Source organism: Pseudoalteromonas sp. Z1A2, assembly GCF_011378755.1.
In the GTDB taxonomy this organism is placed as follows: domain Bacteria; phylum Pseudomonadota; class Gammaproteobacteria; order Enterobacterales; family Alteromonadaceae; genus Pseudoalteromonas; species Pseudoalteromonas distincta.
This window is the reverse complement of the sequence record NZ_WTKX01000018.1, coordinates 63,802-80,487: the sequence shown is the minus strand read 5'-3', so window position 1 is coordinate 80,487 and position 16,686 is coordinate 63,802. Positions and strand designations below refer to the sequence as shown.

The window sequence follows — 16,686 nt, the reverse complement described above, 5'->3', positions numbered from 1 at the left end:
CCTAAGTTCAGATTAATTACACTTTGTCCCCCGCAATTGGGGTGCTGTTTAAATGGAGAATTCAATGGCTTTTGATTATGGATCGATTGATCTTGGACTAAAAAACCCCTTCAAACTGGAAGGTAAAGTAACAGCATTAAGAGGACTCATTGAGTCTATAGCAGGTATTAGTTTACTTGTTATTGCTGCGGGCTCTGTGAAAGAAGATACAACCGCAGGTTGGATTTTAATGGTGTTTGGCATGCTTATTTTAGCATTCGGCATTCGCTCACTATCGTCAGGTATTTATGCAACACTTAAATACTTTGTAGGTAGAAACCACCCAACTTCACTTGCTTATAACTACAGTAAATCGCAAGCATCAACCGCTAAAGAAGAACAAAAAGAAGTAGCCTACACAGCGCAATCACTTGAAGAAATGCTGGTTGGTCGTAAAAACAGTACATTTAAAGAGCCTAATGGTTTTTTATCACGCTTACTTCACAGCTTAATCCCTAAGTTATTGTTTCTACCATATCCTATTCGAAATGTTGCCCAGCGATTATTTGGCTCATGGGTAAGCACCTTTGTCGCCCTTATTGCTTATGGCCTTGTTGCATTTGTATCTTTGTCGGGCTTTACCGGTGAAGCTGGGGAATTAGCATTTCCGGTTTATAGTGCAATATTAATGTTTTACGTGCTTTTTTCTTGGCGCTCTACAGGTAAACCTATCTCTCGAAATGCAGAAAAGAATATTGAAGCACTTGGTACTGGTGCACTCGCTAAAATTATTTCTTTATCTTTTATTTTACCCATCTCTATTGGTCTTTCTATGTCATGGTTGATGAAAGAGCAGCACATTAGTAAACAAGAAATAGATAACTGGCTTGAGCAACTGCCTAGTCTTCATGCTGGAATGTACTTAATTGCAATTATTGTATTAGCAACTCTAAGCTGTGCGCTTGCTTTTATCATGATTAAAGCGCGTTTAAATTCAGTTACCCCTTCAGCTGAAGTATCTGAACTACGTGAAAACTGGCAAGAGTCTGTTCATCCAGACGAGATTTTCATAAACCTCGATAACCTAGTAATGGCTAATCGCCGTTATAAAGAAGTACCTAACAGAGTTTACAGAGAATTAGACCCTAAGCTTCAAGAACAAATAGAAGGTAAAGGCGGTTTTAAAGGTGAAATGATCCAAGAGATTCAGCCTAAACTGCACTCAATGGACTTAGGTAAAAACTTTACACTCGCGAGATTACTTGCTTTGGTGAGCGGTAACTTACTTTATATTGTAGCGTTAGCATTTACTGTACTTTTAGCGTATTCGTTTATTAATATTTACCATTACATTGATGCGGCAAATATTAATAGTTTTAAACAGGCATTTAATAACCAACATGTCATTCAATTTAGTGAGCTATTAATGACAAGCTTTCACTTATTGCTAATAGGCGTACTTATTAAAGCATTTGCGCAGTTACTTGCAAACACAGCGCATCTATTTTTTGCAGAAATGCAATTTGAGTCACTGCTTGTGTACTTTAAATGTGAAGGCACTTTTACTGAGTCTAAAATATCAACAGGTACTGGTATTCACGATAGCACCCGCTCAGAAAATACTTTAGTACGCAGTAGCATAACGCCTTGGATTATTGTTTCTCGTGTTATCTCTACTACGTTTGCTGCAACAGGTATGAAAAACCTTGAACATCCTCGCCACATTATGGAAATGCATAAAGACGAAGGACAATTACAAGCAATCAAAAAAGACGTTATTTCATTCTTAAAAGACCGCGAATCTATCGCCTCAATCACCAGTGAGCGTGATTTAGGTAATGCGTCACAAATACATCAACTAAACCAACAAACGCGCGCTATACCTACTCAGCAAGCAATAGCGAAAGATGATGAAGAAGCTGCCGGGTATTTAAGACAAGAAGAAAACTTATCTCCCGAGCCCAAGGGTTAATTAACCTCAAACCTAGATAACTTTTATTAATGCCACCTTGTTAACTTAGGTGGCATTTTTTTTAACCTCTATTCAATACTTTTTAACTTTATTACCTCTTTTGCACTCAACAACATGATTAATATTGGATTAGTTCACAAAGCCCTTGCTTTATGTGCCAAAACACAAATAATGAAAGGATTAATTACAGGGTAAGAATGAGGACAATGAGCTATATACTAACCACCCAATGTGCTGATGATGTAGGCTTAATAGCTAAAATTACAGGGCTTTGCCATAAAAATAATTTAAACATTACGCGTAACAACGAATTTGTAGATAAAGACGCGCAGCGATTTTTTATGCGTACAGAGCTTACAGGTGAGCCACAAAGCGACTTTTTAGATCAATTACGCGCACTGTTGCCACAAGGCGCTAAACTTGCGCTACATTGCGGCGCAAAAACTAAAGTAGTTTTACTGGCAACTAAAGAAGCTCATTGTTTAGGTGGTATGCTGTTAAAGCAATTTGAACAAACTCTTAATATTGAAGTACTCGCTGTAATTGCTAACTATGCTGATTTAGAGCCGCTAGCTAAAGGGTTTGGTGTGCCATTTCATGTTGTATCGCACGAAGGGTTAACCCGTAGCGAACATGATAAAAAGGTAGGCGATTTAATTGCCAGTTACAATCCTGACATTATTGGTCTTGCTAAATACATGCGTATTTTAAGTCCTGAATTTGTGGGTCGATTTGAAGGTAAAATAATTAATATTCATCACTCATTTTTGCCAGCATTTATAGGGGCTAAACCTTATCATCAAGCATTTGAGCGCGGTGTAAAAATTATTGGTGCTACCGCTCACTTTGTTAATAATGAGCTTGATGAAGGGCCTATTATTTTGCAAGATGTAACCAGCGTTACACATGCTAATACCGCCGAAATGATGGCTAAAATGGGCAAAGATGTTGAAAAGACTGTGTTTTGTAAAGCACTTCAACTTGCCTCAGAGCATAAGCTATTTATTAATGGTAATAAAACCGTGGTGTTTTCTTAGCATTAATCCAACTGCTTAATTATTCTACATATGAAAAAATGCCAGCATTGTTGCTGGCATTTTTTTGCTCATAAATAAGCTAATAACTTTTTAAATGTAAATTATGCCTGCTCTATTGGTTCGAGCTTTAATTTAGCGGCAATTAAAACGGCTTGGGTACGATTGTACACACCGAGTTTTCTAAATATGGCTGTAATGTGTGCTTTTACTGTCGCTTCTGATATGTGTAGTTCATAAGCAATTTGCTTATTAAGTAAACCTTCGTGCAGATATTGCAGCACTCGGTATTGTTGAGGCGTTAATGAGGCAACTTGCGCTGCTATTTCTCTATCTTCACCTTCAATTTCAGCTACTTTGTTTTTTAGCTCTTTTGGTAGCCATGTATCGCCTTCAAGTATTTGGTTAATTGCACTGGCAATATCATCAGACGATGATGATTTAGGAATAAAACCCATAGCGCCGTAACCCATTACTTTAGAAACGATATTCACGTCTTCACTACCCGAAACAACGGCAATAGGTAAGCTTGGGTATTCTTCTCTAATACGAATAAGACCATATAAATCACCATTACCTGGCATGTGAAGGTCTAGCAGTAATATATCAAGATCCTCTTGCTCGCTTAACACTTGCAGTGTGCTGTCAAAATCGGATGATTCAAAAACCTCTAAACCCTCAAATTTTGCGCTCAGTGCGCCCTTTAGTGCTTCACGAAATAACGGATGATCGTCCGCTATTAAAAACTGACTCATGGTTCACTCCTAATAAATTCGGCTGCCAGTTAGGTTTAAAACCTTTACTGACAGCCGATATACTACGTTTAGAATCAACTTGTAATCAAGTTTTTAACGCACATTTAACGATTTAATCTGTTCTCGATTAGTTCATCGACAACTGAAGGATCGGCAAGCGTTGACGTATCACCGAGTTGTTGGTGCTCATTTGCAGCGATTTTACGTAAAATACGACGCATAATCTTGCCTGAACGTGTTTTTGGCAAACCCGGTGACCATTGAATCATATCTGGAGATGCAATTGGGCTGAGCTCTTTACGAACCCAATTACGTACCTCTTTAGTTAATTCATCGCTTACAGTTACACCTTCGTTAGGCGTAATGTAAACATAAATACCTTGGCCTTTAATATCATGCGGGTAACCTACAACAGCAGCTTCTGCTACCGCTTCATGCGCAACTAACGCACTTTCAATTTCGGCAGTACCAAGGCGGTGCCCAGACACATTAAGTACATCGTCCACACGGCCTGTGATCCAGTAATAACCATCTTCATCACGACGACAACCATCGCCTGTAAAGTAAACTCCTGGGTAGGCGCTAAAATAAGTTTGTTCAAAACGTTCATGGTCGCCATAAACAGTTCGAGCTTGCGATGGCCAACTATCTAAAATAACTAAATTACCATCTACGGCACCTTCGAGTGTATTACCTTCAGCATCAAATAATGCAGGCGCAATACCAAAAAATGGATGTGTTGCAGAACCTGGTTTTGTATCAGTAGCGCCCGGAAGTGGTGTGATCATAATGCCACCGGTTTCTGTTTGCCACCATGTATCAACAATCGGGCAATTAGATTTACCAATACTCTCGTAATACCATGTCCACGCTTCTGGATTTATTGGCTCACCTACTGAACCTAAAATACGTAAACTATCCCGATGTGACGAAGCTGTAGGCTCATCACCTTTAGCCATTAGTGCTCTAATTGCTGTAGGGGCGGTATATAAAATAGTAACGCCGTGTTTATCAACTACTTCGCCCATACGCCCTGCAGTTGGATAAGTGGGGACACCTTCAAATAAAACCTGAGTACAACCGTTTACTAATGGCCCGTACGCAATGTAACTGTGGCCTGTGATCCAACCTACATCGGCACTACACCAATACACATCATCTTCTTTTAAATCAAATACGTATTCATGTGTCATTGATGAGTAAACTAAGTAGCCACCTGTAGTATGTACAACACCTTTAGGCTGACCAGTAGAACCTGATGTATACAATATAAACAAAGGATCTTCAGCATTCATTGGCTCTGGCTCACACTGTGCTGGTAAGTCAGCAACTAGCTCGTGCCACCATATATCGTGCTCATTCCAATCAACTTCACCGCCTGTTAATTGGTGCACAATAACGTGTTCAATTGTGGTTACAGTTTCTTGCGCTACCGCTTCATCTACATTTGCTTTTAATGGAACACAATTTCCTGCTCTGCGTCCCTCATCAGAAGTAATAACAACCTTAGCGCCAGAATCTCTAATACGATCAGCAATAGCCGATGGTGAAAAACCACCAAATACAACAGAATGAATAGCACCAATACGTGCACAAGCTTGCATTGCATACACCGCTTGTGGGGTCATTGGCATATAAATAGCTACGCGGTCACCTTTTTGTACACCCAGTTTTTTTAAACCATTGGCAAATTTAGCCACTTCATCATGAAGTTTTTGATAAGTAATGTTCTCACTTTGAGAAGGATCATCACCTTCCCAAATAAGCGCAATTTTGTCTGCTTTCGTTTTTAAGTGGCGGTCAATACAGTTGTAAGACGCATTTAAATAGCCATCTTCATACCATTTAATACTGATGTGGCCTTTATCAAAAGAGGTGTTTTTAACTTTAGTGTAAGGAGTAGACCAATCGAGGCGTTTGCCATGCTCACGCCAAAAACTTTCAGGGTCATCAATAGATTGCTTATAAAGCGTATTATATTTATTTTTATCAATGAGAGTCGCATCTTTAATATGCGCAGGAACTGGATAGATACTTTGTGACATCTTCGTCTCCATTTAAATTACTTGCCTTAAGCTTTTATCAAGGATTACTCAGCAGTACTTTATTAAGTATTAGACCTTAGTTGTACTCTACTCCAATTTGCTCATTTGTAGTTTATAATCCACCTGCTTTCAATTTTTTTACATAAATAATACAACGCGTTAAATGTAAGTAAATGCAAACTAATCAACTCTAAAACCTTAGTCTTATAGACCAATAGGTAATTGAGTAAATATTGCACATATTCAAAAGTGTTTGTGTACTTTAATAAAGATATTTGCGGTATTACTTGCCAAAGCTTTATTTAACGAATGAAAACAATATGTGTATTGAAAAGCCAAATTAACACCCTTTTTTATTCGTAAGTAATACTAGTAGCAAGTAATACAACCTTACATGAAAAAAAAAGCAACAAACAACAAGTAGCCTATAAAGGACACCACAATGAAACTTACCCCATTAAAAACATTAGCAGCAAGCGCTGTATTATGTGCACTATCAAGCACTGCTTATGCAGCGACTGCCGCAAAAATTGGTGATACGGAATTTACTTACGGTGGATACATTAAACTCGACTCTATGTGGAGTGATTATTCAGCGGGTGCGCCTGCAGGCTCAAACGTAGGTCGTGACTTTTACGTACCAAGTACGTTAACAGTTGGCGATGATAACAGCTCAGATGCTGTATTTGATATGCATGCTCGTGAGTCACGTTTTAACTTTGGCACAGCCACTGTTATGGATAACGGTAAAACCGTTAATACTAAAATTGAAATTGACTTTTTGGCCTCGGCTGCTGGCGGTAATGAGCGAGTTTCAAATTCTTACGCCCCGCGTATTCGCCATGCGTTTGTGACTTACGATGGTTGGTTATTTGGTCAAACATGGTCTAACTTCCAAAACGTGGGGGCGCTTGCTGAAACGCTTGATTTTGTAGGCCCTGCTGAGGGCACTGTGTTTGTGCGTCAATCGCAAATTAAATACACCACTGGCGCATGGTCGTTTTCATTAGAAAACCCAGAAAGTACAATTTCTACTACTAGCGGTATGGTAGTAACTGATGATGCATCATTGCCTGACTTTACAGCTCGTTACACACACAAAGCCGATTGGGGTAACATTGTGGTTGCAGCGCTTGCTCGCCAACTTACTTATAAAGTAGGCAGTGTTGATGCAGATGAAACTTCTTTTGGTATTAGTGCATCAGGTAAAATAAACCTTGGTGAAGACAACCTTAAATTTATGCTTACTCAAGGTAAAGGCTTAGGCCGTTACGTAGGCTTAAACGTTGCTCACGGTGCAGTACTTAATGGCGATGAACTAGATGCAATTGATTCGACTTCTGGTTTTGTTGCTTACCAGCACAAGTGGACAAGCCAATGGCGTTCAACGTTCTTATATTCATTCTTCAGTGCTGATAACAACACTGATTTATTAGCTATTTCTGGTGATCCGACTGAATCAAGCCAAAGCTATAGCGCTAACATTCTATACTCACCGGTTAAACGTCTAACTTTTGGTGCTGAGCTAAAGCATGCTGAGCGTGAAACTGAAAGCGGCGTTGATGGCGATTTAGACCGCTTACAGTTTTCTGTTAAATACTCTTTTTAATAACTAGAAAGCTAACTACTTTAAAAAGCGGCCTAGGCCGCTTTTTTTATAAGCGAGATTGAGTTCTATATAATTCATCAATTCGTACCTAAAATCTTTATATGTGGCGCTAAAATACAAAAAAATAGAATTATTATTGATAAAAACACTAAACACAATTGCAAATCGATATCATTTAGATTAAGTTACGCACTTCTTTTGAACTAACTGGAAAAACTTATGTCGTCCCCTCAAGTTTTGCGTTTATCTAAACTAAGCTTTGCTACTTCTTTAATTTTATCTGGTTATGCACTTGCTGATGAGGCAAATGTAAAATCTGAACCTCTCGAAAAAATTGCGGTATATGGTCAGCATCATAAAAACTACATTACTGAAGAAGCGCAATCGGCTACCAAACTAGGTTTAACAATTAAAGAAACACCACAATCAATCTCGGTAGTTTCACGCGCACTAATGGACGACTTTTCACTAGACGACATAAACTCAGTACTTGAAAGCACGCCAGGCGTAACAGTAGAGCAAATAGAAACAGATCGTACTTACTTTAAGGCCCGTGGTTTTGAAATTACGAACTTTCAAGTTGATGGCTTAGGGATCCCACAAAGCTCAGGCTCTATTCAAGGCAGTCTTGATACATCAATTTATGACCGTGTAGAGATAGTTCGCGGTGCTAATGGTTTAATGACTGGCGCTGGTAATCCTTCTGCAACTGTAAACATGGTTTTAAAAAAGCCAACTTATACAACACAGGCAAATGCATCAGCATCTTATGGCTCATGGAATAAAAAACGTTTAGATTTAGATGTATCTACGCCAATAAATGAAGACCACGCTGTACGCGCTGTATTTACAAAGCAAAAAGCTGACTCATATTTAGATCGCTACGAAACAGATAAAACCATTGTTTACTTAGCCTACGAAGGCAAATTAACAGACAACACATTATTAAGCGTTAACTATGTTAACCAACAAAAAGACGCAGATAGCCCGCTGTGGGGTGCACTACCTCTTTATTATACAGACGGAACAGCAACCGATTACGACGAATCAACCAGCACCGCTGCTGACTGGTCTTACTGGGATAACAGTGCTGAGCAAGTATATGTAACACTTGAACAAAACTTATCGGCAACATGGGTAGCTAGAGCACGTTATGCTCACATCGAAAACGAACAAGACTCAGAGTTGTTCTACGTATACGGCACCCCTGATAAAGATACTGAACTTGGTTTAACAGGTTATGCTAGCCGTTATGATTACGAAGATAAGCATGACTTATTTGATTTATATGCCAGTGGTAAGTTTGATTTATTTGGCCAAGAGCACGACCTATCATTTGGTGTTAGCCAAGCTAAAATGGATTACAACGAGCAGTCTCTTTACGATTATACTACAGGCAATGGTTTTCCAGCTATGCCATCACTTAAAACGTGGGATGGTGTAGTACCAGAGGCAACACTTGCTGATGGCTTAAATGGTAGTGATATTACTAACGAGCAAAAATCAGCTTACATATCTACTCGCATTAGATTAAGTGAGCCTTTAAGTGTGCTCGCTGGTGTGCGTTATACCGATTGGAAAACAAAAGGGAGTGCTTACGGTGTTGAGCAAACAAGAAGCGACTCTGAAGTTATTCCTTATATTGGCACGGTGTACGACTTTAACGAGTCTCTATCAGCTTATGCAAGCTACACAGAAACATTTGTACCGCAAAAAGAGCTTGATATTAATGCCAACCAATTAGCTCCCGTAATAGGTAAAAGTAGTGAAGTTGGTATAAAAGCACAGTTACTTGATGACCAAATTTTCGTAACTTTTGCTTACTTCGATGCAAAGCAGGAAGGGCTTGCCATAGCTTTACCCGACTCACTACCTAGTGATACGCGTTATTATGCAGCAGATGGTATTAACAGCAACGGCTTTGAAGTTGAACTAAGTGGTCGAATAACCGATGATTTAAGCGCAAGTGTAAGTTTTAGTAACCTAAATATTGATGGTGATGATTTAGTTAAAGATTACACACCTGAAAACCAACTTAAAGTGGCCGCAACCTACCAAGTACCTTTAGTTGATGGTTTATCATTTGGTGCAAACTATCGCTGGCAGGATTCAACTAGCCGAGTTCAAGTCGAAGATGCAAATGGTATTGCAAGCGTCACTACTCACCAAGATGCATACGGGTTACTTGATTTAATGGCCACTTACGAAATTACAGATAACGTAGGAGTCACTTTCAATGTAAATAACACCACCGGTGAAAAATATTTGCACAGCCTGTACTGGGCACAAGGTTACTACGGTGCACCTCGTAACTACGCCCTATCTGTAAACTGGCAATTATAAATATATTTGATTAATTAAAGACTCTAGATTTTTTTAATTCAATAGAAAAAAACGACACATTTTTAATGTGTCGTTTTTATTTTATCTAACCTGATGTAAGTTTTTAATAACAAAAAAGCGCTAATCATTACTGATTAGCGCTTTTCAAAGCTCGGGTCAAATCAAGCTTAAAAACTCATTTGGGTGCAGTTTAAAGGTCTGGATCGTCGCCTAACTTATCTTCACCGTCTTCAGGTTCAATAGTTGCTTTTAGTAAAAGCATTTCGCGTAACTTACCTTCAATCTCATCTGCAATTTCTGGGTTTTCTTTCAAAAACTTAATTGAGTTAGATTTACCTTGGCCAACCTTGTTGCCACTGTAACTGTACCAAGCACCTGCTTTTTCAACAATTTTATGCTTAACACCTAAATCAATTAACTCGCCTTGCTTAGAAATACCTTCGCCATACATGATGATAAATTCAGCTTGTTTAAATGGCGGCGCTACTTTGTTTTTAACAATTTTAACGCGGGTTTCGTTACCAACAACTTCATCACCTTCTTTCACAGAACCAATACGACGAATATCAATACGTACCGATGCGTAAAACTTAAGTGCATTACCACCCGTTGTTGTTTCTGGGTTACCAAACATAACACCAATTTTCATACGGATTTGGTTAATGAAAATACATAACGTGTTAGAGCGTTTAATATTACCAGTAAGCTTACGTAATGCCTGTGACATTAAACGTGCTTGTAAGCCCATGTGCGAGTCGCCCATGTCGCCTTCAATCTCAGCTTTTGGTGTAAGTGCAGCAACCGAGTCAATAATAACGACGTCTACTGCGCTTGAACGTACTAACATGTCACAAATTTCTAGTGCTTGCTCACCTGTATCAGGTTGAGATACAAAAAGGTCATCAATATTTACACCTAGTTTTTGTGCATATACAGGATCAAGAGCATGCTCAGCATCAATGAAGGCACATGTTTTACCTTCTTTTTGAGCTTCTGCGATAACTTGTAAAGTAAGCGTTGTTTTACCAGATGACTCAGGACCATACACTTCAACAATACGTCCCATAGGTAAGCCACCTATGCCTAAGGCAATATCAATACCTAGTGAACCTGTAGATACAGATTCAATGTTTAACGCTTTGTTGTCACCCAATTTCATAATTGAGCCTTTACCAAATTGACGTTCAATTTGTGATAGTGCTGCGTCTAACGCTTTTTGTTTGTTATCGTTCATTTTGTTCTCCAATCCAGCTAATGCGAACAAGTATACTGTATGAAATCACAGTATCAAGCTAATTTTTTCATTTTATCTCATCTATTACACTTTTTAATGCAAATACAATAGCTTGCAGTCTTACTTGAGCCCTATCACCAGTAAATATTTGTTTAAAGGTCAGTACTTTGTCATCAATTTGTATGCCAAACCATACAAGTCCAACAGGTTTACCTTCTGTCGCCCCGCCAGGCCCTGCAATGCCCGATACAGCTATAGATATATTAGCGTTTGTTGCTTTAATAGCACCTACTGCCATTTCATGGACTGTTTGCTCGCTCACAGCACCGTATTGATTTAATGTACTAGCACTAACATTGAGCAAATCTTGCTTTGCTTGGTTACTATAAGTGACAAATGCACGGTCGATATAAGCTGAACTTCCAGGTGTATCGGTAAGCGCATAACTCACTCCGCCACCAGTACATGACTCAGCAGTAGTGATCCATAAGCATTTATCCGTTAAAATAGCGCCTAATTGCGCAGCAAGTGTTTTAATCTCTTGATGTAATTCCATATTCAGCCTTTGGGTAAATACATGTCGTTTGATCTTTATGCACCACACACTATAAAACAACAAACCCCTATGATGCAGCAGTATCTAAAAATAAAATCAGAGCATCGCGATATTTTATTGTTTTATCGTATGGGCGATTTTTACGAACTTTTTTTTGATGACGCTAAACGCGCCGCTCAATTACTCGATATTTCGCAAACTCATCGTGGTAAAGCTGGCGGCGATCCTATCCCTATGGCGGGCGTACCCTACCATGCGGTAGAAAACTACTTAGCACGTCTAGTCCAAATGGGTGAATCAGTCGCTATCTGCGAACAAGTGGGAGACCCTGCAACCAGTAAAGGCCCTGTTGATCGTAAAGTAGTGCGTATAGTTACACCCGGTACAATTTCTGATGAAGCGCTTTTACAAGAACGACAAGACAATCTCCTTACCAGCGTTTGGCAAAGTAAAAAAGGCTTATACGGGATTGCTTATTTAGACATTAACTCTGGTCGTTTTAATATTGTCGAAGTAAATACCGACGAAGCCTTTAGCTCAACTATTCAGCGCCTATCACCAGCCGAGCTTCTGTATAGCGAAAGCTTTGAAAACGTTCATTTAATTGAACATACAAAAGGTGCTCGCCGTCGCCCAGAGTGGGAGTTCGACTTAGATACGGCTCAGCACTTATTATGCGATCAGTTTGGTACTAAAGATTTAGTTGGCTTTGGTGTTGATAAAGCCCATAGCGCGCTTGTTGCTGCAGGTTGCCTAATGCAATACGTAAAAGATACACAACGTATTGCACTGCCGCATATTCGTGCAATTACGCTTGAGCACAACGAACACGCTGTTATTTTAGATGCCGCTACCCGTAAAAATTTAGAATTAACTGTTAATTTATCAGGCGGGTTTGAAAATACACTTGCTCAAGTACTTGATAAAACAGCCACACCTATGGGTTCTCGCTTACTTAAGCGCCGTATTCATACACCAATTCGTAATAAAGACGAGCTAAATTCACGTTTAAATGCAATTAGCGCTATTTTAGATGCGCAGCTTTGCGGTGATTTACACGAATCATTAAAAGAGATTGGTGATGTAGAGCGTGTTATTGCACGCCTAGCTTTATGTACTGCACGCCCGCGTGATTTAACTCGCCTGCGCAGTGCGCTACAAGCACTTGCACCACTGCATACTTTGTTAGCTGACGCTAACGATCCTCGTATAGCGGGTATTATCAAGCACTCGCCTGAACTCCCTGATTTACAAGCGTTATTAGAACGAGCTGTGATAGAAAACCCACCGGTACTTATTCGTGACGGTGGTGTTATTGCTCCAGGTTACAATAGTGAACTTGATGAGTGGCGTAACTTAAGCAAAGGTGCCACTGATGTCCTTGAGCAATTAGAACTGCGAGAGCGCGAACGTACGGGCATTAGTACGCTTAAAATTGGTTATAACCGCGTACATGGCTTTTTTATTGAAGTAAGTAGAGCTAATGCGCACTTAGTGCCAGCCGACTACATTCGTCGCCAAACGCTTAAAAATAACGAACGCTACATTATTCCAGAGCTTAAAGAGCACGAGGATAAAGTACTCGGTAGCCAATCAAAAGCTCTCGCGCTTGAAAAACAACTATACGAGGAGCTGTTTAGATTTATTGCTCCACATATTGAGCAGTTGCAAATGATGGCAGCAGCATTGGCCGATTTAGACGTTTTAAACAATTTAGCTGAGCGTGCATTCGCACTCAATTATGCAAAACCAGAATTGTGCGATAACGACAATATAAGCATTAAGCAAGGTCGTCACCCTGTTGTTGAACAAGTAATGAAAGAACCGTTTATTGCTAACCCTGTTGAATTAAACAGCCAACGTAAAATGCTAATTATTACCGGTCCAAACATGGGCGGTAAATCAACCTATATGCGCCAAACGGCACTTATTGTTTTAATGGCTCACATTGGCAGTTATGTACCCGCTGACAGCGCTAAAATTGGTAATATCGACCGCATATTTACACGTATTGGTGCAAGCGATGATTTAGCATCAGGGCGTTCAACCTTCATGGTAGAAATGACCGAAACAGCGACTATTTTAAATAATGCCACGGCGCAGTCTTTAGTGTTAATGGATGAGATTGGTCGCGGTACAAGTACTTACGATGGACTCTCTCTTGCGTATGCAACAGCCGATCATTTAGCATCAAAAATATCTGCTAAAACATTGTTTGCTACGCACTACTTTGAATTAACAGAACTTGCTGAGCAAACTACGGGCCTTGTAAACGTGCACCTTGATGCAATAGAGCATAACGACACGATTGCATTTATGCATACAGTTCTCGACGGTGCAGCAAGCAAAAGCTTTGGTTTACAAGTAGCAGCTCTTGCAGGTGTGCCAAAAGCTGTGATTGCACAAGCAAAGCAAAAACTTAAGTTGCTTGAAAATCATCAAAGCGTTACTGCACCAAATACAGAGCAACAAGCCTTTACTTTTAATAACGAAATTGCACAAAGTACACCTTCAGAAGTTGAAGAGCAGTTAAGCGCAATCGACCCTGATAATTTATCGCCACGCCAAGCGCACGATTTGTTATATAAACTAAAAGCATTGCTGTAATTTATATCACCTAATTTACAAGCATAAAAAAAGCCGAAGAATAAACTCTTCGGCTTTTTAACACACATAGTCTCTTAAACTATTTAACTAGTTACGAAAACTGATTAAACAAGCTATCTGTACTTAAACCTTCTTGTTGCAAAATGTCTTTTAGACGACGTAATGCCTCTACCTGAATTTGTCTTACTCGCTCACGTGTTAAGCCTATTTCACGACCTACATCTTCAAGTGTAGATGGCTCATAGCCAAGCAATCCAAATCGACGTGCTAACACTTCACGTTGTTTAGGGTTTAATTCACCTAACCAATCAACAATATGTTTATTAATATCATTATTTTGTACTTCGCCTTCAGGACCAGCACTTTTTTCATCAGGGATGATATCAAGTAGTACACTGTCGTTTTCGCCACCAATAGGCATGTCTACTGATGCAATTCTTTCGTTTAAACGTAGCATTTTAGTAACGTCTTCAACGGGTCTATCTAGGCAAGCTGCAATTTCGTCAGCTGTTGGCTCATGGTCAAGCTTTTGAGTTAACTCACGCGCTGTACGTAAATAAACATTAAGCTCTTTAACTACATGAATAGGTAAGCGAATGGTACGCGTTTGGTTCATAATGGCACGTTCAATTGTTTGACGTATCCACCATGTAGCGTAAGTAGAGAATCTAAATCCACGCTCAGGGTCAAATTTTTCAACTGCGCGAATTAAGCCTAAGTTACCCTCTTCAATTAAATCAAGTAGAGCAAGGCCGCGATTATTGTAACGACGTGCTATTTTAACAACCAAACGTAAGTTACTTTCAATCATACGTTTACGTGAGGCTTCACACCCTCGAAGTGATTTGCGAGAAAAAAACACTTCTTCTTCAGCACTAAGCAAAGGAGAAAAACCAATTTCGCCTAAATAAAGTTGAGTTGCGTCAAGATTTTTAGTTACTTCTTCTTTAGCAAAGATTTCATCGTCGTCTACTTTATCTAGTAGAGCTGTGCTTTCATCAACATCGATGTCATCGAACTTTTCGTCAGTCGTAGTATGTTTGTCAAGTTTTGCTGCGCTAGCCATAAGCCTTCTCCCGAGCAATTATCAATACCTAAAAATTAGGGTAGGTATTTAGCAGGATTGACAGCTTGCCCTCGGTAGCGAATTTCAAAGCGAAGCGCGGTGACCGGAGATTCTGAATTACCAATTTCTGCTATTTTTTGTCCTGCCTTAACTTTCTGCTTTTCTTTAACAAGTAATTTCGAGTTATGTGCATAAGCACTTAGGTAATCATCATTATGTTTCAATATGATTAAACTACCATAACCTCGAAGGGCGTTACCCGCGTATACCACTGTTCCTTGTGCCGCAGCTAAGACTGAAGCCCCTTTGCGATTAGTAATCTGTAAACCTTTATAACCGTTTTCCTTATTAGAAAAGCGTTTGGTAATTTTGCCCTGTGCAGGCCAAAACCACTTAACTTTACTGCTCGACAAACGTTTAGTATTACTAATTTTGTTACTGGCTTGTTTCTGAACATACTCTCGTTGTTTTGGGGGATCAAGCTCTTTCTTTAAAATTTTGTTATTTTTTTGTAATTTTTTTATAGACTTTTTACTCGAATTCGTATAATTTACATCCCTTTTTGTTTTTTCGGGCTTAGGGAGTAAGGAGATGTTTTGCCCAGGGAAAATTGTGTAAGGTGATGGAATTGAATTGTTTTTTGCCAACTCCCTAAAGTCTTGCCCAGCACTAAAGGCAATAGAGTAGAGCGTATCTCCTTTTTGTACTTTATAGCTAACCCCATTAATGTTAACAGTATGACCTAAATCATTAACATTATTATTTAAGCTACTAACAGGTGCAGGAACATGGCGAGAAGAGCAACCAAAGAGAAAAATACTAATAAATATAGTTATATACAGTAAACACTGTTTATTCATTGTATTTTTCCCCAAAATTAGAAAATTGATATTTTTAACGCTTAACGCAATAAAAAGTAAGCTAGCGCAATTAATACCACTAATCCCCAACCAAGTATTTCAATATACTGACGTAATTTTCGCTCCATTTTAGCCCCGCCCCACTTCATTAAGGCTGAAACTAAAAAGAATCGCGCACCACGTCCAATGGCCGATGCGAGCAAAAATGGCAAAAATGCCATTTGTAAAACACCTGCGCCAATGGTAAATACTTTATATGGTATAGGCGAAAAACCAGCTAAAAACACAACCCAAACACCGTAATCTTTAAACCAATTTAATGCGATATCAAACTTTTCTTGCCAGTGCATTTGTGCAATCAATGGCTCAACAACGGGTTCAAATAGCCAAAATCCAAGCAAGTAACCAACCACTCCACCAATAACCGATGCTATTGTGGCAAAACTTGCAAAACGCCATGCTTTTTTAGGTTGTGCAAGCGACATAGGTGCAAGCATTACATCAGGTGGGATTGGAAAAAAAACTGACTCTGCAAAGCTCATTGCAGCTAAATAACGTTCCGCATGGCGGTGCTTTGCCCACACTAGGGCCATATCATATAACTTGGTAAACAACTTCAAAATGAA

At 39.3% G+C, this 16,686-nt stretch carries 12 protein-coding genes; 5 read left to right on the top strand and 7 right to left on the bottom strand.

All coding sequences use genetic code 11. The features are described 5' to 3' along the window. The first annotated feature begins 64 nt into the window (after positions 1-64). Positions 65-1,951 (top strand): hypothetical protein, encoded by a 1,887-nt coding sequence (locus tag GQR47_RS13320; RefSeq protein WP_024597309.1) that lies wholly within the window; start codon positions 65-67, stop codon positions 1,949-1,951. Between the two features lie 206 nt (positions 1,952-2,157). Next, on the top strand, positions 2,158-2,988 hold the full coding sequence (gene purU / locus GQR47_RS13315) for a formyltetrahydrofolate deformylase (protein ID WP_024597310.1): 831 nt from the start codon (positions 2,158-2,160) through the stop codon (positions 2,986-2,988). Positions 2,989-3,089: 101 nt separating this feature from the next. Here purU and GQR47_RS13310 read toward each other — a convergent pair whose 3' ends face one another. Further along, positions 3,090-3,740: a response regulator transcription factor gene (locus tag GQR47_RS13310; protein ID WP_002958948.1), complete on the bottom strand. Its 651-nt coding sequence runs from the start codon at positions 3,738-3,740 to the stop codon at positions 3,090-3,092. 104 nt (positions 3,741-3,844) lie between these two features. Then, positions 3,845-5,785 carry an acetate--CoA ligase gene (acs, locus tag GQR47_RS13305; protein WP_024597311.1) on the bottom strand — a complete coding sequence of 647 codons (1,941 nt, stop codon included), beginning with the start codon at positions 5,783-5,785 and terminating at the stop codon, positions 3,845-3,847. Positions 5,786-6,227: 442 nt separating this feature from the next. On the opposite strand from acs, the gene GQR47_RS13300 reads away from it, so the two are divergent. Both GQR47_RS13300 and GQR47_RS13295 read left to right on the top strand, forming a co-directional pair. Beyond that, on the top strand, positions 6,228-7,394 hold the full coding sequence (locus tag GQR47_RS13300) for a DcaP family trimeric outer membrane transporter (RefSeq protein ID WP_024597312.1): 1,167 nt from the start codon (positions 6,228-6,230) through the stop codon (positions 7,392-7,394). A 219-nt stretch (positions 7,395-7,613) separates the two neighbouring features. Further along, positions 7,614-9,737, top strand: a complete 2,124-nt coding sequence (locus GQR47_RS13295; RefSeq protein WP_024597313.1) for a TonB-dependent siderophore receptor — start codon at positions 7,614-7,616, stop codon at positions 9,735-9,737. A 190-nt stretch (positions 9,738-9,927) separates the two neighbouring features. On the opposite strand, the gene recA is transcribed toward GQR47_RS13295, so the two are convergent. Both recA and GQR47_RS13285 read right to left on the bottom strand, forming a co-directional pair. Continuing rightward, entirely contained in the window at positions 9,928-10,971 is a 1,044-nt protein-coding gene (recA, locus tag GQR47_RS13290; protein ID WP_002958952.1) for a recombinase RecA, read from the bottom strand. Between the two features lie 67 nt (positions 10,972-11,038). After that, a complete protein-coding gene (locus tag GQR47_RS13285; RefSeq protein ID WP_024597314.1) occupies positions 11,039-11,527 on the bottom strand; it encodes a nicotinamide-nucleotide amidohydrolase family protein in 489 nt (162 codons plus the stop codon). Positions 11,528-11,548: 21 nt separating this feature from the next. On the opposite strand from GQR47_RS13285, the gene mutS reads away from it, so the two are divergent. Next, complete coding sequence (gene mutS, locus GQR47_RS13280; protein ID WP_024603597.1) at positions 11,549-14,134, top strand: DNA mismatch repair protein MutS; 2,586 nt, start codon at positions 11,549-11,551, stop codon at positions 14,132-14,134. Positions 14,135-14,225: 91 nt separating this feature from the next. Here mutS and rpoS read toward each other — a convergent pair whose 3' ends face one another. The 3 genes from rpoS to GQR47_RS13265 are packed head-to-tail and all read right to left on the bottom strand — an operon-like array spanning position 14,226 to position 16,680. Continuing rightward, a complete protein-coding gene (rpoS, locus tag GQR47_RS13275) occupies positions 14,226-15,200 on the bottom strand; it encodes an RNA polymerase sigma factor RpoS (protein WP_002958955.1) in 975 nt (324 codons plus the stop codon). Positions 15,201-15,235: 35 nt separating this feature from the next. After that, positions 15,236-16,060 carry a peptidoglycan DD-metalloendopeptidase family protein gene (locus tag GQR47_RS13270; protein ID WP_024597329.1) on the bottom strand — a complete coding sequence of 275 codons (825 nt, stop codon included), beginning with the start codon at positions 16,058-16,060 and terminating at the stop codon, positions 15,236-15,238. A 41-nt stretch (positions 16,061-16,101) separates the two neighbouring features. After that, positions 16,102-16,680 carry a YqaA family protein gene (locus GQR47_RS13265; RefSeq protein WP_024597330.1) on the bottom strand — a complete coding sequence of 193 codons (579 nt, stop codon included), beginning with the start codon at positions 16,678-16,680 and terminating at the stop codon, positions 16,102-16,104. Positions 16,681-16,686: the final 6 nt, after the last annotated feature.